The sequence below is a fragment of the Allobosea sp. MMO-172 genome (genome assembly GCF_037147855.1).
Taxonomy (GTDB): domain Bacteria; phylum Pseudomonadota; class Alphaproteobacteria; order Rhizobiales; family Beijerinckiaceae; genus Allobosea.
In genome coordinates this window covers 58080-76921 of record NZ_JBBCUM010000013.1, presented here as the reverse complement: position 1 = coordinate 76921, position 18842 = coordinate 58080, and the positions used below count along the sequence as shown (strand labels likewise).

Below are 18842 nucleotides of genomic sequence, written 5' to 3'. Positions count from 1 at the left end.
GTCCCTCTTTCGCAACCCGCGTGCCAACCGATCTCAATTAAGGAAATCAAGTGAAATCAATGAGTTGCGATTTCCGGCGGAATCAGTTTGCGAAGGCGCCGAGCGGGTTTCCGCACGCGGCCTCTTGATTTGTGCGGAATTCCGCACAACGACTGAGAGATGAGCCGTTCCGGGCGCGATCCATGGAAGAATGCCGCGACGCAGCGCTGGCTGGTCTTCGGGCTGGTCGTGGCGGCGCTGGCCGTCGCCTCGCTCTTCGCGGCCGGCGAGATCGGTCGCAGCCGCGCCATCGCCGCGACCGAAAGTCGGGCAACCGATGGCGGCACGCTGGCGCTGGCGATTCTGCGCGGCGAGCTGGAGAAGCAGCGTGCGCTTCCCGTCATCCTGGCCCGTGATCCCGATGTCCGGCAGGCCCTGACCGGCGGCAGCCGCCATGGGCTCGACCTCAAGCTGGAGGCGATCGCGAAGGAGGCCCGCACGGCTGTGATCTATCTGCTCGGCCCGGACGGTGTCGCGATCGCGGCCAGCAACTGGAACGAGCCGACGAGCTTCGTCGGCAGCGACTACAGCTTCCGCGACTATTTCAGGGGCGCCGTTGCCAATGGCGCAGCCGAGCAATTCGCGCTCGGCACGGTCAGCCAGCGCCCCGGCCTCTACATCACCCGGCGGATCGAGGAGGGCGGCCGCAGCCTCGGCGTCATCGTCGTCAAGGCCGAGTTCGACCGCGTCGAGGCGGATTGGCGCGCGCTCGGCGGGCAGACCTATGTCGTCGACAAGCGTGGCGTCGTGCTGCTTTCGACGGTGGAGGACTGGCGCTTCCGCGTCGAGGCGCCGCTCGATGCGGCGACCGCGGCCGCGATCCGGGATTCGCTCCAGTTCGGCACCGCGCCGCTGACCTTGCTGCCGCTGCAGGAGCGCGGCGATCTCGTTCAGGGCACAGGCGCCTTCGCCGGCCGCTATGTCCGCATCCGCCAGCCGGTCGCGACGACGGACTGGCTCCTGGAAGTGCTCCAACCCGTCGATGCCGCGATCACGGCGGGGCGCTCGCAATCGCAGGCGCTGGCCGCGCTGCTGCTCATGCCGGGGGCAGCGCTCGCCGGCTTCGCGCTCTATCGCCGCCAGCGCAATCTCGCCCGGCAGGAGGCCGACGCCCGCTCCAAGGCCGAGCTGGAGGAACGCGTCGCCGAGCGCACGGCGGAGCTTGCCGGTGCCAATGAACGCCTCGTCGCCGAGATGGCCAAGCGCACCCGCGCGCAGGAACGTCTCTCCAATCTCCGTGAGGAACTGGCCAAGGCCAACCGCCTCGCGACGCTCGGCCAGATCACGGCAGGCGTCGCCCATGAGGTCAACCAGCCGCTCGCGGCCTTGCGCACCTATGCCGAAAATGCCCGCACCTTCCTCAAGCGCGCCGAATCTGCGGATGCCGACGGGGCGCTGGTTAGGATCGTCTCGCTGACGGACCGGATCGGCGCGATCACCGAGGCTTTGCGCGGCTTCGCCCGCCGCAGCAAGGAGCCCTTGGCCCCGGTCCCGATCGGCACGATCATCGATGGCGCCCTGACCCTGCTCGAAGGCCCCTTGCGCCAGGCGGCCGTGGCCCCGCTCGTCACCACCCCGCCGGAACCGGTCCATGTCATCGCCCGCCCGATCGAGCTGGAGCAGGTCTTCGTCAACCTGTTGCGCAATGCCATCGAGGCGTTGATGGAAGGCGGGCAGGGCGGAGAGCCTGCGCTGGCGATCACGGTCACCCCGAAGGACGAGCGGGTCGAGATCGTGATCACGGATCGCGGCCCCGGCCTGTCCGAGCAGGCGCTGGCACAGCTTTTCACCCCGTTCAGCACCTCGAAGCCCAAGGGGCTCGGTCTCGGGCTGGTGATCTCGCAGGACATGATCGTCTCCTTCGGCGGCACCTTGACCGCGACGAGCGCGCCCGGCGCCGGCGCCAGCTTCGTCATCACTCTCGAAAGGGCGGCGGCATGAGCGATTCCGCAGGCTCCGTCGCCGCGATCGAGGTCTCCTTCGTCGATGACGATCCCGACCTGCGCGACGCCAATGTCCAGGCACTGCGCCTCGCGGGCTTCCGGGCGGTGGCGCTGCCGTCCGGGGAGGCCGCGCTGGAGCGGATCGGGCCGGATTACGCGGGCATCGTCGTCACCGATATCCGCATGCCCGGCATGGACGGGATCGAACTGTTCCGGCGCTTGCGGGAGCTCGATCCCGATATCCCGGTGATCATGATCTCCGGCCATGCCGATATCGCCACCGCCGTCGGCGCGATGAGCGAGGGCGCCTATGACTTCATCGCCAAGCCCTATGCCGGCGAGCGTCTCGTGGAGACGCTCCGGCGTGCCGCTGAGAAGCGCGCGCTCGTCCTGGAGAACCGGCGGTTGCGGGCGCTGGCCGAACAGGGCGAGGAGGAGACCGCACTGATCGGCGAGACCGCCGCGATCACGCGCCTGCGCCAGACCATCCGCGAACTCGCCGATGTCGATGTCGACGTGCTCGTGCTCGGCGAGACCGGCACCGGCAAGGAGGTCGTCGCCAGCCTGCTGCACCGGCTCGGCCGCCGTCGTGACAAGCCTTTCGTCGCGCTGAATTGCGGTGCGCTGCCCGACAGCGTCATCGAGAGCGAATTGTTCGGCTACGAGCCCGGCGCCTTCACCGGCGCGCAGAAGAAGCGGATCGGCCGCATCGAGCATTCCAGCGGCGGGACGCTCTTCCTCGACGAGCTGGAGAGCATGCCGCCCTCGGCCCAGGTCAAGCTGCTGCGCGTGCTGGAGATGCGCGAGATCGCGCCGCTCGGCTCGAACGACCTTCGCCGCGTCGATCTCCGCGTCGTGGCCGCGACCAAGGCCGATCTCGGCGACCCCGCCCAGCGACGCGATTTTCGCGAGGACCTCTATTATCGGCTCAACGTCGTGGCGCTGCGCATTCCGCCATTGCGCGAACGCCGGCGCGACATTCCGCTGCTCTTCACGCGCTTTCTGGCCCGCGCGGCGGAAAAGTATCGCCGGCCGGTGCCGACGCTGGATCGCGCCGTCGAGCGCCATCTGGTCGAGAACGACTGGCCGGGCAATGTCCGCGAACTCGTCCATTTCGCCGAGCGGGTTGCGCTCGGCCTGTCCGGCGACCTGCCGGCGCAGCCCAACCGCTTCGATACCCCGGTCGCCAGCCTGCCGGATCGCCTCAACGCAATCGAGGCCAACCTGATCCGCGAGGCGCTGGAGGCCAATCGCGGCGATGTCCGCGCGACGCTGGAGATGCTCGGCATCCCCCGCAAGACCTTCTACGACAAGCTCACCCGCCACGGCATCGACCGCGCCGCCTATGCGATAGCGGAGTGAATTGGTCGCAATAACCTGCCGACTATTTTCGGAAACACGCGGGTCATCCCGGGCTTGACCCGGGATCCATTCCGGAACGCTTCCGATTAAGGTTCAGGCATGGATCCCGGATCTCCGCTACGCTCCGTCCGGGATGACCCGTGCTTCATTAGGAACGCCGTCAGTTCCCCCAGCCGTCACATGAACAGCGCTTGCGGGTCCGGCGTATACCGCCCGAGCTTGTCGCGATCGATCGTGACGCCGAGCCCCGGCAGGTCGGGAATCGTCAGCCAGCCCTCGGCGTCGAGCGCGAAGGGCCTGGCCAGGATGCCGTCGACATAAGGACTGCCGCCGATGAACTCGACGAGATCGGCATCGGGGAAGGCGCAGGCCATCTGCAGGTCGGCGGCGAGGCCGAGCGCCGTGTTCCAGCCATGGCCGACATATTTGATGCCGAGATCATAGGCCATCCAGGCGATGCGGCGCTGCTCCGAGATGCCGCCGACCTTGGTGACGTCGGGCTGGACGATGTCGAGCGCGCCGGTGGTCAGCCAGGGAATGAAGCTCTGGCGCCGGGTCAGGACCTCGCAGCCGGCAATCGGCACGGGCGAGGAGCGGCGCAACTCGCGATAATCGTCGATGGCATCCGGCCTGACCGGCTCCTCGAACCAGCCGACTTCGTAATCGGCCAGCATCTCTGCGGTGCGCTTGGCCCATTTCAGCCCATGCGGCCAGAGCGCGTCGCTGGCGCCGGCATCGACGAAGAGCTTGGACTTCTCGCCCGCCGCCTCGCGTGCCGCACGCACGATCGCCTCGTCGAGCTTGACGTCGAGCGCCCGGCCGAACGGGCCCCAGCCGATCTTGAAGGCGCTGAAGCCCTTGTTGCGATAGCTCGCGACGACATCCCGCATTGCATCAGGCTCTTCCATCAGCAGCGAGCAATAAGGCTGCACGCGCTCGCGATAGCGCCCGCCGAGCAGGCGCCCGACGCTGAGGCCTGTCGCCTGGCCGAGAATGTCCCAGAGCGCGATGTCGATGCCGCTGATCGTGTGGGTCAGCGTGCCGCCGCGCCCCATCCAGAAGGTGTTCTGGTGCAGCTTCTCGCTGACGAAATCGGGGGAGAGCGCGTCCGCGCCGAGGAAGAGCGGTTCCAGCACCTTCAGGCCGGCCTGCACGAGGCGGCCATCGGTGAAGACGCTGCCATAGCCGGTCAGGCCCTGGTCGGTATGCACCGCGATCAGCGCATGGATCGAATCCTCCGGCCGGATTTCGGCCGACCAGCCGCCTTTCGGGCTCTCGCCGAAGAGGGGGGCCGCCTCGATGCGGGTGATGCGGAAGGGCGGGAGCCCCGCCGCCCGGCCGGCCGCGCGCGTCTGGATGGGCTGGTCGTTCACGGCAAATCCCTTTCCTTGCGGCGCTGGGCGACGATGGCCTCGTAATCCATCGCGTGGTTCATGACGGTGATATGCTCGTCGAGCGTGCGCGTGATCACCGCGATATCGCCGGCCTCGAAGGCCGCGAGCAGGTCGACATGCTCCTCGACCACGCCGGCCATCGGCTTGCCGAAGGTGGCAAGGCCGAAGATGATCGTGCATTGCGGCGCCAGCGTCTCCCACAGGTCGAAGGTGACGCTGTTGCCGCCGAGCCGGCAGAGCGCGCGATGGAAGCCGGTATCGGCGACCGCGACGCCATAGGCGCTGCCGCGCGCTGCCATCAGCTCCATTTCGGCGACGGCTGCGCGCAATTCGTCGAGATGGGAGCCGCGGTTGCGGCCGGCGGCGACGGCACGCACGACCGCGCTCGCTTCGAGCGCGATCCGCGCCTCGATCAAGTCCGAGACCCGTTCGTTCGTCACGGGGCGGAGCCGGATGCCCTTGTAGGGTTCGCTGACCACCACGCCCTGGCTTTCGAGCAGGCGCAGCGCCTCGCGCACCGGCACGCGGCTGACCCCGAGCTTGCGGGCGAGATCGACCTCGACGATCCGGTCGCCCGGCAGGATCAGCCCCGCGGCAGCCCCGGCGATGATCGCCTCGATGGCATGGTCGACGAGTGTCTGCGGTTGCAAGGGCTGCCAGTCGGGGCCCGAGCCTTTCGCACGCTCCTGCGCCACTGCTTCGGTTGCCCGCACTCGCTCGCCCGTATCCGTCATTCGGCTTTCCGCCCTTCGCTTGACAGGTCGTATGATCGTATACAATCATACGAAACGCAAGAGCGAGGAGGGGTTCGCTATGGCGTCGGAAAGCCGGGTTCGGTGCGAGATCGACTTTGAAGCTTCGGGGAGGCAGGCCGGCTATCTGCGGGCGCCCTTGTCGCGCAACACCTCCGGCTGGGGTGTGGTCGAAATCCCCGTGATCAGCGTGAAGAACGGCTCCGGCCCGACCATCCTGTTCACCGGCGGCGTCCATGGCGATGAATACGAGGGTCAGATCGCGGTCTCGCGCCTCGCCCGCAGCCTCGATCCGGCCAAGGTGCAGGGGCGGCTGATCATGATCCCGGCGCTCAACATGCCGGCCGTGCTCAACGACACACGGCTTTCGCCGGTCGACAATCGCGACATGAACCGCTGCTTCCCGGGCAATCCGCGCGGCACCTTCTCCGAGATGTTGGCGCATTTCGTCGATAGCGTGGTGCTGCCGCTGGTCGATATCTCCGTCGATCTCCACACGGCCGGGCATTCCGGCGACTCGGCGCTCTCGACCAACATGCACTATGTCGCCGACGCTGCCCTGCGCGAGCGCACCATGGCGGCGGCTGCAGCCTTCGGCGCGCCCTACAATGTCGTGTTCTGGGGCGTGGACGAGGGCGCGACGCTGACCTCCTCGGTCGAGCGCCGCGGCATCCTCTCGCTCGGCACCGAGCTCGGCGGCTGGGGGCGGGTCAATGTCGAGGGCGTGCGCATCGCCGACCGGGCACTGACCAACATCCTCAAGCATTTCGGCCTGATGGACGGCAAGCCGGACACGACGCAGCGCGACGGCTCGCCCGGCACCCGCCACATGATGGTGCGCGACGCCGCCGGCTATTCCTTCGCGCCGGCCGGCGGCTTGTTCGAGCCGCGCAACGTCGTCGGCGATCTCTGCCGGGCGGGCGATCTCGCGGGCTACCTGCATTTCGTCGAGGACGTCGACCGCGACCCGCTGGAGGTGCGCTATCGCCGCGACGGCGTGCTCTGGATGTCGGCGGGGCCGGGCCGCGTCCAGCGCGGCGACGCGGTTGCCGTGCTGATGGAGGATTACGACGCGGTGCGCGCCGCCGCCTGAAGGAAACTACGCCTGACCACAACGTGCCTGACCATCAATCCTGAGGGGACAAGAACATGGCAAAGCACATCATCTTCGGCGCCGCGCTCGCGGCGGCGCTCATGCTGGGAGGGGCGCAGTCCGCGCTCGCCCAGCGCAAGGGCGGCGACGTCGTCATCGGCATCAGCCAAGCGCCGCCCTCGCTCGATGCGCAGATCACCTCGGCGCAGGCCTCGCGCAACGTCACGCTCCACATCTTCGAGACGCTCTATGCCCGCGACGAGAACGCCAAGCCGGTGCCGGAACTGGCCGAGGGCGTGACGGTCTCGCCCGACGGCAAGACCTATGTCTTCCCAATCCGCAAGGACGTGACCTTCCATAACGGCAAGAAGCTCGATGCGGCGGATGTCGTCGCCTCGCTGGAGCGCTACCGCAAGGTTGGCGCCTCGCCGGCGCTGGTCGCGGCCATCGACACGATCAAGGCGAGCGGCGAGCACGAGGTCACGGTCACGCTGAAACAGGCGCAGTCGACCTTCCTCGACAATCTCTCCTCGCCGCGCGCGCCGATCGCGATCTATCCGGCGAGCGAGGCCGCCAAGGAGGCCGGCAAGATCGAAGTCATCGGCACCGGTCCCTACAAGTTCGTCGAGTACAGGCCGGACAGCCACGTCAAGCTGACGCGCTATGACGGTTATGCGCCCAATCCGAAGGGCACCGGCCGCGACGGCTTCGCCGGCAAGAAGGAAGCTTTCCTCGATACCGTGACCTTCCGCTTCATGCCGGAAGGCGGCGCTCGCACGGCTGCGCTCGAAGCCGGCCAGATCCAGTTCAACGAGACCGTCGACGGCCCGACCGCGAAGCGGCTGGGCACCGACAACCGCTTCACCATCCACAAGGTGATGCCGTTCGGCCTGCAGGTCATCAAGTTCAATCAGGCCCAGGCCCCGGCCAATGACGTGAACTTCCGCCTCGCCGTCCAGGCGGCGCTCGACATGGAGGAGATCATGGCGATCTCCTATGCCGACATCTACCAGATGGACCCGAGCTGGCTCTATCCGGGTGCGGCCTTCCATTCGACCGTCGGCAGCGACAAGTACAACAAGTCCGACATCAAGCTCGCCAAGGAGCTGCTCGCCAAATCCTCCTACAAGGGCGGCAAGATCACCTTCATCACCGATAACCTGCGCCCCAATGTCGATACCGCGACGCTGGTCCAGCAGAAGCTGAAGGAGATCGGCGTCGAGGTCGATATCGCCGTCTCCGACTGGCCGACCGTCTCGAAGATCGGCTTCACCCCGACCGGCTGGACCTTCTGGACGCATGGCTTCGGCATCGAGCCCTATGAGGGGCCGGGCTCGGTGATGGCGCCCTGGGTCAACGGCCTCTCGCAGCAGGCGAAGGACCCGGAGATCGACCGCATCGCCGCCGCCTTCAACGCCGAGATGGACGAAGCCAAGCGCAAGGCCCTCTTCGACGCCTTCCAGAAGCACATGTACGACGCGGCCATCGCGATGAAGGCCGGCAATTACGGTGTCTTCCAGGCCTCGACGGCCAAGCTCAAGAACTTCAAGCCCTATCGCATCCCGCGCATGTGGGGCGTCTGGCTGGAGCCTTGAGCCTGTGTGGTCGATGCCGGCCGCCACCAGCCTCGACCACCAACACAACAACGGCGTCATCCCCGACAAGCGGCGCAGCCGCGCTGATCCGGGATCCATGCCTGAGCCTTCATCGGAAGTGCGCCGGCATGGATCCCGGGTCTCCCTTCGGTCGCCCGGGATGACCCGCACTTGTCTCGATGAACTGTTGGCGCTCGGAAGGAGGGCGGCATGGGACATTTCCTGATCCGCCGGCTCGCGGGCGCCTTTCTCGTGCTCGTCCTGGTCTCGCTGATGTCCTTCGCGCTGATCTGGCTGGTGCCGGGCGATCCGGCGGCGGCCTTTCTCGACGCCTCAGCGACGCCGGAGCAGGTCGCCAAGCTGCGCAGCGCGCTTGGGCTCGATCTCTCGCTGCCGCAGCAGATGTTCGGCTGGTACGGGCGCATCCTCAGCGGCGATCTCGGCCAGTCGATCCTGCTCAACCGTTCGGTGACGGCGGCCCTGATCGAGCGCCTGCCGGTCACGCTCTCGCTGGCGGCGCTGGCGCTGGCCTTCGCCGTGTTCTTCGGCGTCGCCGCCGGCATCGTCGCGGCGGTCAATCACAACCGCTGGCCCGATCAGGCAGTGATGACCACGGCGCTGCTGGGGCTTTCTGTTCCGGATTTCTGGCTCGGCCTCGTTATGGTGCTGGTCTTCGCGGTCTCGCTCGGCTGGCTGCCGAGCGGTGGCTTCACGCCTTTCATGGAATCGCCGGGCCAATGGCTGCGCGGCATGGTCCTGCCGGCGCTGACGCTGGGGCTGGTTCAGGTCGGCTTCATCGCCCGCATGGCGCGCGCCTCGATGCTGGACACGCTGAGCCAGGACTATGTCCGCACCGCCGATGCCAAGGGGCTGGCCAAGCTCCATGTCGTCCTGCGCCACGCGCTGCCCAACGCGATGATCCCGATCCTCACCGTCATCGGCATTGTCTCAGGCGCTCTGCTGGGCGGCGCCGTCATCGTCGAGCAGGTCTTCTCCATCCCCGGTATCGGCCGCCTGATCGTCGGAGCCATCGCCTCGCGCGATTTCCCGGTGCTGCAAGGCGGCCTGCTCTTCCTCGCGGTCGTCTATCTCGCGATCAACCTCGTCGTCGACATCCTCTACGCCGTGGTCGATCCGCGGGTGAGGCTGGCCTGATGCAGGGCACGCCACTCGTCGGCCGCGCCCTCTGGGGACGCCTGCTGCGCAACCGCTCCTTCGTGATCGGGGCCGTGCTGGTGTTCGTGATGGTCGCGGTCGCGCTCGCCGCCGACTGGCTGACGCCCTTCGATCCGCTCAAGAGCAATGTCCGCGCCCGCCTTGCCGCGCCCAGCGCCGCGCACTGGTTCGGCACCGATCATTTCGGGCGCGACATCCTCTCGCGCGTGATGATCGGCGCCCGCATCTCGCTCGCCATCGGCGCCTTCACGGTGGTGCTGGCCGGCATCGCCGGCACGCTCTGCGGCGCCATCGCCGGCTATTTCTACCATCTCGACCAGCCGATCATGCGGATCATGGACGCGCTGATGGCGTTCCCCTCGATCGTGCTCGCCATGGTCGTCTCTGCGGTGCTCGGCGCCTCGCTCACCAATGTCGTGATCGCACTCGCCATCGCGACGACGCCGCATACGGCCCGCATCGTCCGCGCCTCGGTGCTGATCGAGAAGGAGCAGGAATATATCGCTGCGGCCCGCTCGATCGGCGTCGGCGAATGGACCATTCTGTTCAAGCATGTGCTGCGCAACGTCGCCGGCCCGCTGATCGTGCGCCTGACCTATGTCTTCGCCATCGCGGTGCTGGCCGAGGCCGCGCTCTCATTCGTCGGTGCCGGCCCGCCGCCGCCGGCCGCCTCCTTCGGCTCGATCATCGCCCAGGGGCGCGATTTCATGCGCGAGGCGCCCTGGATCACGGTGTTTCCGGGCCTCGCGATCATCGCCTGCGTGCTCGGCCTCAACCTGCTCGGCGACGGCCTGCGCGACGTGCTCGACCCACGCCTGAAATTCTGAACTCGCTGGAGCCGCCCGATGAAGCGCATCCTGATCGCCGACTGCAAGCAGGAGATCTCCTCCTTCAACCCGCTGCCATCGCATTACGAGAACTTCCTGATCCACCATGGCGACGGTCTCTACGTCCAGCGCGGCCAGAACCAGGAGCTGGGCGGCGCGCTCGCGGTCTTCGAGGCGAGGCCCGATATCGAGATCGTGCCGACGATCTGCGCACGCTCCGGCAGCGCCGGCCTGCTTTCGGCCAAAGGCTGGAAGAAGCTCTCGGAGGAAATCCTCGCCGCGATCTTCGCCAGGCTCGATCGCATCGACGGCATCTATGTCTCGCTGCATGGCGCGATGGGTGCCGATGGCGAGCTCGATCCCGAAGGTTACCTGCTGGAGAAGCTGCGCGAGCGCGTCGGCCCGGAGATGCCGATCGTCATCTCGCTCGACCTCCACGGCATCCTGACCGACCGGATGCTGCGCAATGTCGACGGTTTCGCGATCTACTGGACCTATCCCCATGTCGACTTCGCCGATACCGGCCGGCGCGCTGCCGAGCTGCTGTTGAAGCTGATGGCCGGCGGCATCAGGCCCGTCGCCGCCCGCGTCGTCATTCCCGCTCTGGTGCGCGGCGACGAGCTCATCACCAAGACCGGCTGCTATGGCGAGCTTCTGGCCGAATGCCGCCGGCTGGAGGAGGAGGGGCGGGCGCTCGCGGCCGGCATCATGATCGGCAATCCCTTCACCGATGTCCCCGAACTCTGCTCGCAGGTGCTGATCCTCACCGATGGCGACAACGCGACGGCCGAGCGCGAGGCGATCCGGCTCGCCGAGGAATTCTGGCCCTTGCGCTTCCGCATGCAGGGCAAGCTCGTGCCGCTGGATCGCGCCATCCCTCAGGCGCGCAGCATCGACGGCCCGGTGATCTTCACCGATGCCGCCGATGCGACCTCGTCCGGCGCCTCTGGAGACAGCAACCTGATCCTCGCCGCCTTGCGCGCGGCCGGCTACGGCAAGCGGGTCTTGGCCCAGATCGTCGACGCCCCGGCCGCCACCGCCGCGCATAAGGCCGGTGTCGGCGCGACGATCGAGGTCGCGCTCGGCGGCTCGATCGATCCGGCGCGCTTCCCGCCGATGCAGGTCAAGGCCAAGGTCAAATTGCTCTCGGACGGCGAGGCGGCGCTGGAGACGATGAAGGCGCCGCTCAGCGCGGGACCTACCGCCGTGCTGACCTGGGACAATGTCACAGTCGTCGTCATGAGCCGCTCGGTCAGCCTGTTCGACCGCGCGATGTACTACGCCAACGGCATCGACCCGACCGATTTCGACCTGATCGTGGTGAAGTCGCCCCACACCGAGTTCCACATGTTCGACCAGTGGTGCGCGCGGAACTTCAACATCGACGCGCCCGGCGCGACCTCCGCGAACCTGAAAAGCCTTGGCCACACCATCTGCGCCCGGCCGATCTATCCGCTCGACGAGGGCGTCACCTTCGCGCCCCGCGCCACGATCTACGAACTGTGAGGAGAAGACCTGTGCCCAGGATCGAGGCCGTCGATTTCTTCTATCTCGCCATGCCCGTCGTCACCGACGAGGCCGATGGCAGCCAGGATGCTTTGCTGGTCAGGGTCGCCGCCGGCGGCCATGTCGGCTGGGGCGAATGCGAGGCGGCGCCGCTGCCCTCCATCGCCGCCTTCATCTGCCCGATGTCGCATGGCGTCTGCCGGCCGGTCGCCGATTCAGTGCTCGGCCAGAATCTGGAAAGCGCGGAGGATATCGCCCGCATCGCCGCTGCGGTCGCCTATAACTCGATGGACCTGCTGCAGGCGCCGCATACCTTCTCCGGCGTCGAGATGGCGCTCTGGGACATCCTCGGCAAGATGCGCTCCGAGCCGGTCTGGCGCCTGCTCGGCTATGCAAAGAGCCATCCGAAGACACCCTATGCCTCGGTCCTGTTCGGCGACACGGCGCAGGAAACCCTCGAACGCGCCCGCGATGCCCGCAGCCGCAGCTTCCGCGCCGCCAAGTTCGGCTGGGGGCCGATCGGCCGGGGCAGTGTCGCGGCCGATGCCGAGCATTTCGTCGCCGCCCGCGAGGGGCTGGGGCAGGACGGCATCCTGCTGGTCGATACCGGCCAGATCTTCATCGAGGATGTCGAACGCGCCGCCGCCCGCCTGCCTGCGATGGAAAAGGCGAATGTGCTCTGGTTCGAGGAGCCGTTCCACGCCAGTGCGCTCGAAGCCTATGGCGCGCTCGCCAGGCGCAGCGGCAAGGTCCGGCTGGCTGGCGGGGAGGGCGCCCATAACGAGTCGATGGCGCGGCAGCTCATCGAGTATGGCGGTATCGGCTATGTCCAGATCGATTGCGGCCGCATCGGCGGCATCGGCCCGTCCAAGGCCGTGGCGGATTACGCGGTCGCCAAGGGCGTGACCTTCGTCAACCACACCTTCACCTCGCATCTGGCGCTCTCGGCCTCGCTCCAGCCCTATGCCGGCTTGGCCGGCCATGAGATCTGCGAATATCCGGCGATGCCGAAGCCGCTCGCGACGGCGATCTCCGCCAATCATCTGGAGCGCGACGCGAACGGGCAGGTCGCGGCGCCCGATGCGCCGGGCCTCGGCATCGCGGTCGCGACCACGGCGCTGCGTGGCTATCTGCAAGAGGTCGAGATTTCGGTCGGCGGCAAGCGGCTCTACAGCACGCCGAGCCTCTGACGCGATGTCCGCTTGACGGCGCGCCGCGCCCTTATAGGGTGTGCGCCGATCGAGGTTCTCCGGTTTGCTCCCGGAGCTAAGAGGGAATTCGGTGAGATGCGACCCGCATCAAAGCCGAGGCTGCCCCCGCAACTGTAAGCGGCGAGCTCTCCCCCCATCGTCCACTGGCGCCCGACGCGCCGGGAAGGCCGGGCGGAAGCGGCATTGACCCGCGAGCCAGGAGACCTGCCCCGGTCGTCGAAGACGTCTTTCGGACGGGGTGTTCCGGAGCTGTGTGTCGATGGCGGTCCGCGTGACCGGCCCTCCGTCTCACATGCCCAAGCTGCCCCGGCCGTCATCTCGGGGAGCGATGAAGTCCATGTTCACGAAGACCACCACACAGGCCGCTCAGGGCGGCTTGACGGCTGCCTGCCGCACACCCTATCAGAAATGCAACATTGTTGCATCTCGGATGATCTCGATGCCGGCTGCGCGCCCGTTCAATTCCTTGCTCCGTCTCTCGGCAGCCGCGTTTTTCGGCGTTCTGGCGGCTGGTGTGGCCACTGCGGCGCCCACGAAATATCCGCTGACCCTTGAGAATTGCCGCGAAACGATCACCTTCAACGCCGCGCCCAAGCGCGTCGTCGCGATCGGCCAGACCCAGACGGAAATCCTCTACGCGCTCGGCCTCGGCGACCGCGTCGTCGGCACGGCGGTCTGGTTCTCGCCGGTGGCCAGGCCCTATGAGGCCGTCAATGCCAAGGTGAAGCGCCTTGCCGACAACGACCCGAGCTTCGAGGCCGTGCTGGCGCAGGAGCCCGATCTCGTCACCGCGATGTTCGAATGGCATGTCGGGCCCAACGGCATCGTCGGCAAGCGCGACCAGTTCGCCAAGGTCAAGGTGCCGGCCTACGTCTCCCCGACCGATTGCGTCGGCAAGGACAATTCCGGCGCCGGCGACGGCGTGCGCACCCAGATGTTCACGATGGATCTGGTCTATCGCAACATCCGCGAGTTCGGCGAAATCTTCGACGTCGCCGACCGGGCCGAGAAGCTCGTCGCCGAGCTCAAGGCGCGCGAGGACAAGGCCGTCGAGCAGGTCGCGAAGCTCAAGGCGCAGGACGTGCCGGTCGTCGTCTGGTTCTCCAGCAAGGACATCAAGGGCGACGGTTTCATGGCCGGCAAGAACGGCGTGCCTGCCTATATCCTGTCCAAGCTCGGCGCCCGCAACATCATCGCGACCAATGAGGAATGGCCGCTGGTCGGCTGGGAGAGTATCGCCGCCGCCAACCCGGCCGTGATCGTCACCGTGAAGATGGATCGGCGCCGCTTCCCGGCCGACGATATCGAGAAGAAGCTGGAGTTCTTGAAGACCGACCCGGTCGCCAGCAAGCTCGATGCGGTCAGGAACAACCGCGTCGTCATCATGGATGTCGGCGCGACCCGCGCCGGGCTCGACACGGTCGACGGCATCGAGACCCTCGCCAAGGCGATCGCCGGTTTCGGTATCTCGCGTTGAGCCACGCCGCCCACGGGCCGAACTGGCCGGCGCGGATCGCGATCGCGCTGGCCTCGCTGCTGGCGCTGATCCTTTCGGTCGCGCTGGCAGTGACGATCGGCGAGATGCGCATTCCGCTGGACACGGCGCTGAAGGCGCTCGGCAATGGGTTGTTCGATCTCGACTTTCCCGTCAGCGCGATCCAGCAGGGCGTGATCTTCGATTATCGCCTGAGCCGCGCGCTGATGGCTGGGTTATGCGGCGGCGCGCTCGCCCTGTCGGGCGCGATCCTGCAGGCGTTGCTGCGCAATCCCTTGGCGGAGCCCTATATCCTCGGCATCTCGGCCGGCGCCTCGACCGGCGCCGTCGCGGTGCTGATCCTTGGCATCAGCATCGGCGGCGCGGTGCTCTCGGTCTCGGCCGGCGCCTTCATCGGCTCCTGCGCCGCGCTTGTCGTCGTCGCCCTGCTGGCGGCAGGGGCGGGCGGGGCGAGCGATCGCGTGATCCTCGCCGGCGTCGCCACCTCGCAGCTCTTCAACGCCGCGACCGCGACGATCGTCACGACGCTCGCCAGCGCCGAGCAGGCGCGCGGCGTCATGTTCTGGCTGCTCGGCAATTTCGGCGGCGTGCGCTGGCCCGACATCTGGATGGCGGCGCCGGTCGCCTTCATCGGCTTCGGCATCTGCATGCTGCACGCCAAGGCGCTCGATGCCTTCGCCTTCGGCGTCGACGCCGCGGCCTCGCTCGGCGTCGCGGTCACGCGGGTCAAGGTCGTGCTCTTCGCTACCACGGCGGTGATGACGGCGGTGATGGTGTCGATCGTCGGCACGGTCGGCTTCGTCGGGCTGATCATCCCTCATGCCGCGCGCTTTCTCGTCGGCTCCGGCCATGCCCGCCTGCTGCCGGCCTGCCTCGTCATCGGCGCGATCTTCATGATCCTCGCGGACATCCTCTCCCGCATCCTGATCCCGCAGCAGATTCTGCCAATCGGCGTGGTGACGGCGCTGTTCGGCGCGCCGGTCTTCGCGCTCATCCTCTATCGCGCCCGGAGGCCGGCATGACGCTCGCGACCCGCGAGGTTCGCTGGGGTGCCGGCGGCCGGATCATCGTCGATGGCGTGACGCTGGAAGCCGCGCCCGGCCGGGTGCTCGGCCTGATCGGCCCCAACGGCTCCGGCAAGTCGAGCCTGCTCCGGTTGCTCTGCCGGTTGCGCAATGTCGCGAGCGGTGTCGTCACGCTCGACGGCAACGACATCGCCGCCGTGCCGCGCCGTGAGCTCGCCCGCCGCCTCGCTTTCGTCGAACAGCAGGCGACGACGGACATCCAGCTCTCCGTCTGCGATGTCGTCCGCCTCGGCCGCACGCCGCATCGCGCCGCGCTTGCCTCCTGGAACGATGCCGACGAGGCCGCGGTCAACGAAGCGCTGGCGCGGGTCGGCCTCACCGAGCGCCACGACCAGTTCTGGCACACGCTCTCAGGCGGCGAGCGCCAGCGTGTCCACATTGCCCGCGCGCTCGCGCAGGAGCCGAGCGAGCTGATCCTCGACGAGCCGACCAATCATCTCGACATCCAGCACCAGCTCTCGATCCTGAGCCTGGTCCGCCGCCTCGGCATCACCTGCATCATGGCGTTGCACGATCTCAACCTCGCCGCCATGTTCTGCGACGAGATTGCGCTATTGCATGATGGCCGGCTCCAGGCAGCAGGTGCGCCCGAGGACGTGCTGACCGCCGAGGCGATCCAGCGCATCTTTGGCGTCGCGGTCTCGATCCGCCCGGGAGCTTCCGGGCGGCGTCACATCGAATACCTGATCGAGGCCGAGCCGCGGAAAGGCGGTTGAGTTTGAGCCTCTACTCCGCAGCCTGCCGCTTGTCGAAGAAGCGCTCGCACGCCTCGGCGACGCGCGCGACGGAGGCGTCGTCCACGTCGAGATGGGTCACCCAGCGCAAGGTGCCGTAACGCCCGCTGACGGCGATGCCGCGCTCGCGCAGGAATGCGGCGAACGCTGCGGTATCGAGCGCCTTCGGCGCCATGAACACCATATTGGTGCGGGCAGGTCCGGCTCCGAGTTCCGGAAAGCGTCCCAGCACTTCGGCGAGTGCCGCAGCGCGCCGGTGATCCTCGCCAAGCCTGATGACATTGTGTTCCAGCGCGTAGATCGCGGCCGCCGCGATCACGCCGGTCTGGCGCATGCCGCCGCCGAGCATCTTGCGGATGCGGCGGGCTTTCGCGATGAAATCCTTCGGGCCGACGAGGATGGAGCCGATCGGCGCACCCAGCCCCTTGGACAGGCAGAGCGACACCGTGTCGAACTGCCCGGCGATCCAGCTGGCGTCGCGATTGCTCGCCGCTGCCGCGTTCATCAGGCGGGCGCCGTCGAGATGGGTGGCGAGCCCGCGCGAACGGGCGAGCCCGGTCGCGGCCTCCAGGTAGGCATCGGGCAGGACGAGGCCGTTGAAGGTGTTCTCCAGCGCCAGGAGCCGCGTCATCGCGAAGTGGAAGTCGTTCGGTTTGATCGCATTGGCGATGGCGTCGAGCGCGATCGTGCCGTCCGGCTCGTTGGGCAGGGGCTGCGGCTGGATCGAGCCGAGCACGGCCGCGCCGCCGCCTTCCAGCCGATAGGTATGCGCCATCTGGCCGACGATATATTCCTCGCCGCGCTCGCAATGGGCCATCAGCCCGGCGAGATTGGCCTGCGTGCCGGTGGGGAAGAACAGGGCGGCTTCCTTGCCGAGCCGCTCGGCGGTCATGGCTTCCAGCCGCTTGGTCGTCAGGCAATCGTCATAGACGGCGTCGCCAACCTCTGCCGCCGCCATGGCGGCGCGCATCCCGTCGCCGGGGCGCGTCACCGTATCCGAGCGGAAATCATCCACGATCATCGATCCGATCCTTGCGGGCTGTATGGCCACACTACCCGGCACGCGCCCGCGCCATCATGCAAAATTGACGGGGGAGGGCTCAGCATTCCGGCAGGTTGACCGCGAGCCCGCCGAGGCTGGTTTCCTTGAAGCGCTCGTTCATGGCTTCGCCGGTCTGGCGCATCGCTTCGATGCAGTTGTCCAGCGGCATGAAATGCGAGCCGTCGCCGCGCAGCGCCAGCGATGCGGCTGCGACCGCTTTGATCGCGCCGATGCCGTTGCGCTCGATGCAGGGCACCTGGACGAGACCGGCAGCAGGGTCGCAGGTCATGCCGAGATGGTGCTCCAGCGCGATCTCGGCCGCATTCTCGATCTGGGCGGGAGTGCCGCCGAGCACGGCGCAGAGCCCGGCCGCGGCCATCGCGGCGGCGGAGCCGACCTCGCCCTGGCAGCCGGCCTCGGCCCCGGAGATCGAGGCATTGTGCTTGATCAGCCCGCCGATCGCCGCCGCTGTTAGCAGGAAATCGGCGACCTTCTCCGGTTCGGCGCCGACGCAATGGTCGAGATAGTAGCGCAGCACGGCCGGCACGACGCCGGCGGCGCCGTTGGTCGGCGAGGTCACGACCCGGCCGCCGGCCGCGTTCTCCTCGTTCACCGCCATGGCATAGACGCTGAGCCAATCCGTCGAGGCATGCGGCTGGGCGCGGTTGGCGAGCTTTTCCGCCGCCAGCTGCTGATGGATGCGCGCCGCTCGGCGCCGCACGCGCAGGCCGCCGGGCAGTTCACCCTCCTGGCTCATGCCGCGTTCGATGCAGTCGTTCATTACCGACCAGAGCCGGGCGAGGCCGTTCTCGACCTCTTCCGGTGACTGGCGGTGGATCTCGTTGGCGCGCTTCATCTCCGCGATGGAAAGGCCGCTTTCCCGGGCCATGCGCAGCATCGATGCCGCATTGGCGAACGGGTAGGGCCAGGAGGCGGCTTCCGTCGTTGCGGCCGGCGCCTCGCGCTCCTGCGCCGTCACCACGAAGCCGCCGCCGATCGAGTAATAGGTCTCGGACAGGAGTTCCGTCCCGGCGGAATCGCGGGCGCTGAAGACGAGCCCGTTGGCATGGCCGGGCAGGGGCGGCCCGTAGTCGAAGACGATGTCCGTCGCGGGGTCGAAGACCAGCGGCGGCAAGCCGTCATGGCGCAGGAGATGGCTGCGGCCGAGCTCGTCGAGCTGACGTTCGGCGGCATCGAAATCGAAGGCGGCCGGCGTCCAGCCGAGCAGGCCGAGCGCCACGGCGCGGTCCGTGGCATGGCCCTTTCCGGTGAAGGCGAGCGAGCCGTAGAGCGTCGCGCGGACGGCCGCGGCGCGGTCGCGCGACGGGTCCTGTCGCAGCAGCGCGAGGAAATGCCCCGCCGCCGTCATCGGTCCCATCGTATGCGAGGACGACGGACCGATGCCGATTTTGAAGACGTCGAATACGCTCAGGAACATTCCCGCCCCCTGTCGAACCGTTTTTTATGCGGAGTGCGAAACCCGGAAGGATTTCGTCACGCCGTCACGCTTTGGATCGCCTGCATCCGAGCCCAGGCCATCGCCTATTTCGATGGCATGACGGGCGGTGAAAGGGAATGTCCGAGCGGG

Annotated in this window: 15 protein-coding genes and 1 riboswitch; of the genes, 11 read left to right on the top strand and 4 right to left on the bottom strand. The window is 67.7% G+C overall.

Annotated elements, in window-relative coordinates; genetic code table 11:
- The first annotated feature begins 159 nt into the window (after positions 1-159).
- Together WFK61_RS18810 and WFK61_RS18805 are read left to right on the top strand one after the other, a co-directional pair.
- Positions 160-1980, top strand: a complete 1821-nt coding sequence (locus WFK61_RS18810) for a sensor histidine kinase (RefSeq protein WP_336813614.1) — start codon at positions 160-162, stop codon at positions 1978-1980.
- Positions 1977-3344 carry a sigma-54-dependent transcriptional regulator gene (locus tag WFK61_RS18805; protein WP_336813613.1) on the top strand — a complete coding sequence of 456 codons (1368 nt, stop codon included), beginning with the start codon at positions 1977-1979 and terminating at the stop codon, positions 3342-3344. Before WFK61_RS18810 ends, WFK61_RS18805 begins: the two co-directional genes overlap by 4 nt.
- Before the next feature lie 176 nt (positions 3345-3520).
- Here the strand turns inward: WFK61_RS18805 and WFK61_RS18800 are convergent, their stop codons facing one another.
- Both WFK61_RS18800 and WFK61_RS18795 read right to left on the bottom strand, forming a co-directional pair.
- Positions 3521-4717: a mandelate racemase/muconate lactonizing enzyme family protein gene (locus WFK61_RS18800; protein ID WP_336813612.1), complete on the bottom strand. Its 1197-nt coding sequence runs from the start codon at positions 4715-4717 to the stop codon at positions 3521-3523.
- Complete coding sequence (locus WFK61_RS18795; protein WP_336813611.1) at positions 4714-5472, bottom strand: GntR family transcriptional regulator; 759 nt, start codon at positions 5470-5472, stop codon at positions 4714-4716. The genes WFK61_RS18800 and WFK61_RS18795 overlap by 4 nt, the downstream gene beginning before the upstream one ends.
- A 79-nt stretch (positions 5473-5551) precedes the next feature.
- Between WFK61_RS18795 and WFK61_RS18790 the strand changes: the two genes are divergently transcribed.
- From WFK61_RS18790 to WFK61_RS18750, 9 genes are all read left to right on the top strand, one after another.
- Positions 5552-6583: a succinylglutamate desuccinylase/aspartoacylase family protein gene (locus tag WFK61_RS18790; protein ID WP_336813610.1), complete on the top strand. Its 1032-nt coding sequence runs from the start codon at positions 5552-5554 to the stop codon at positions 6581-6583.
- A gap of 56 nt (positions 6584-6639) precedes the next feature.
- The gene (locus WFK61_RS18785; RefSeq protein WP_336813609.1) at positions 6640-8178 is read left to right on the top strand and encodes an ABC transporter substrate-binding protein; all 1539 of its coding nucleotides are present in this window, start codon (positions 6640-6642) and stop codon (positions 8176-8178) included.
- 210 nt (positions 8179-8388) lie between these two features.
- On the top strand, positions 8389-9333 hold the full coding sequence (locus tag WFK61_RS18780; RefSeq protein WP_336813608.1) for an ABC transporter permease: 945 nt from the start codon (positions 8389-8391) through the stop codon (positions 9331-9333).
- The gene (locus WFK61_RS18775; RefSeq protein ID WP_336813607.1) at positions 9333-10181 is read left to right on the top strand and encodes an ABC transporter permease; all 849 of its coding nucleotides are present in this window, start codon (positions 9333-9335) and stop codon (positions 10179-10181) included. The genes WFK61_RS18780 and WFK61_RS18775 overlap by 1 nt, the downstream gene beginning before the upstream one ends.
- A gap of 18 nt (positions 10182-10199) precedes the next feature.
- Complete coding sequence (locus WFK61_RS18770; protein ID WP_336813606.1) at positions 10200-11687, top strand: M81 family metallopeptidase; 1488 nt, start codon at positions 10200-10202, stop codon at positions 11685-11687.
- A gap of 11 nt (positions 11688-11698) precedes the next feature.
- Positions 11699-12877 carry a mandelate racemase/muconate lactonizing enzyme family protein gene (locus WFK61_RS18765; protein WP_336813605.1) on the top strand — a complete coding sequence of 393 codons (1179 nt, stop codon included), beginning with the start codon at positions 11699-11701 and terminating at the stop codon, positions 12875-12877.
- A gap of 35 nt (positions 12878-12912) precedes the next feature.
- Positions 12913-13124, top strand: a riboswitch (cobalamin riboswitch).
- A gap of 213 nt (positions 13125-13337) precedes the next feature.
- Complete coding sequence (locus tag WFK61_RS18760) at positions 13338-14375, top strand: ABC transporter substrate-binding protein (protein ID WP_336813604.1); 1038 nt, start codon at positions 13338-13340, stop codon at positions 14373-14375.
- A complete protein-coding gene (locus WFK61_RS18755) occupies positions 14372-15415 on the top strand; it encodes a FecCD family ABC transporter permease (RefSeq protein WP_336813603.1) in 1044 nt (347 codons plus the stop codon). The genes WFK61_RS18760 and WFK61_RS18755 overlap by 4 nt, the downstream gene beginning before the upstream one ends.
- On the top strand, positions 15412-16194 hold the full coding sequence (locus WFK61_RS18750; RefSeq protein ID WP_336813602.1) for an ABC transporter ATP-binding protein: 783 nt from the start codon (positions 15412-15414) through the stop codon (positions 16192-16194). Before WFK61_RS18755 ends, WFK61_RS18750 begins: the two co-directional genes overlap by 4 nt.
- Before the next feature lie 10 nt (positions 16195-16204).
- Here WFK61_RS18750 and ltaE read toward each other — a convergent pair whose 3' ends face one another.
- Positions 16205-17233, bottom strand: coding sequence for a low-specificity L-threonine aldolase (gene ltaE, locus WFK61_RS18745; RefSeq protein WP_336813601.1), 1029 nt, complete (start codon positions 17231-17233; stop codon positions 16205-16207).
- A gap of 79 nt (positions 17234-17312) precedes the next feature.
- Complete coding sequence (locus WFK61_RS18740) at positions 17313-18692, bottom strand: L-serine ammonia-lyase (RefSeq protein ID WP_336813600.1); 1380 nt, start codon at positions 18690-18692, stop codon at positions 17313-17315.
- Positions 18693-18842 lie beyond the last annotated feature (150 nt).

What these genes read in the sequence shown, in the direction of transcription:
- WFK61_RS18810 (WP_336813614.1), top strand. Translation starts at nt 160, where the DNA reads ATGAGCCGTTCCGGGCGCGATCCATGGAAGAATGCCGCGACGCAGCGC.
- WFK61_RS18805 (WP_336813613.1), top strand. Translation starts at nt 1,977, where the DNA reads ATGAGCGATTCCGCAGGCTCCGTCGCCGCGATCGAGGTCTCCTTCGTC.
- WFK61_RS18795 (WP_336813611.1), bottom strand. Translation starts at nt 5,472, where the DNA reads ATGACGGATACGGGCGAGCGAGTGCGGGCAACCGAAGCAGTGGCGCAG.
- WFK61_RS18790 (WP_336813610.1), top strand. Translation starts at nt 5,552, where the DNA reads ATGGCGTCGGAAAGCCGGGTTCGGTGCGAGATCGACTTTGAAGCTTCG.
- WFK61_RS18785 (WP_336813609.1), top strand. Translation starts at nt 6,640, where the DNA reads ATGGCAAAGCACATCATCTTCGGCGCCGCGCTCGCGGCGGCGCTCATG.
- WFK61_RS18780 (WP_336813608.1), top strand. Translation starts at nt 8,389, where the DNA reads ATGGGACATTTCCTGATCCGCCGGCTCGCGGGCGCCTTTCTCGTGCTC.
- WFK61_RS18775 (WP_336813607.1), top strand. Translation starts at nt 9,333, where the DNA reads ATGCAGGGCACGCCACTCGTCGGCCGCGCCCTCTGGGGACGCCTGCTG.
- WFK61_RS18770 (WP_336813606.1), top strand. Translation starts at nt 10,200, where the DNA reads ATGAAGCGCATCCTGATCGCCGACTGCAAGCAGGAGATCTCCTCCTTC.
- WFK61_RS18760 (WP_336813604.1), top strand. Translation starts at nt 13,338, where the DNA reads ATGCCGGCTGCGCGCCCGTTCAATTCCTTGCTCCGTCTCTCGGCAGCC.
- WFK61_RS18750 (WP_336813602.1), top strand. Translation starts at nt 15,412, where the DNA reads ATGACGCTCGCGACCCGCGAGGTTCGCTGGGGTGCCGGCGGCCGGATC.
- ltaE (WP_336813601.1), bottom strand. Translation starts at nt 17,233, where the DNA reads ATGATCGTGGATGATTTCCGCTCGGATACGGTGACGCGCCCCGGCGAC.
- WFK61_RS18740 (WP_336813600.1), bottom strand. Translation starts at nt 18,692, where the DNA reads ATGTTCCTGAGCGTATTCGACGTCTTCAAAATCGGCATCGGTCCGTCG.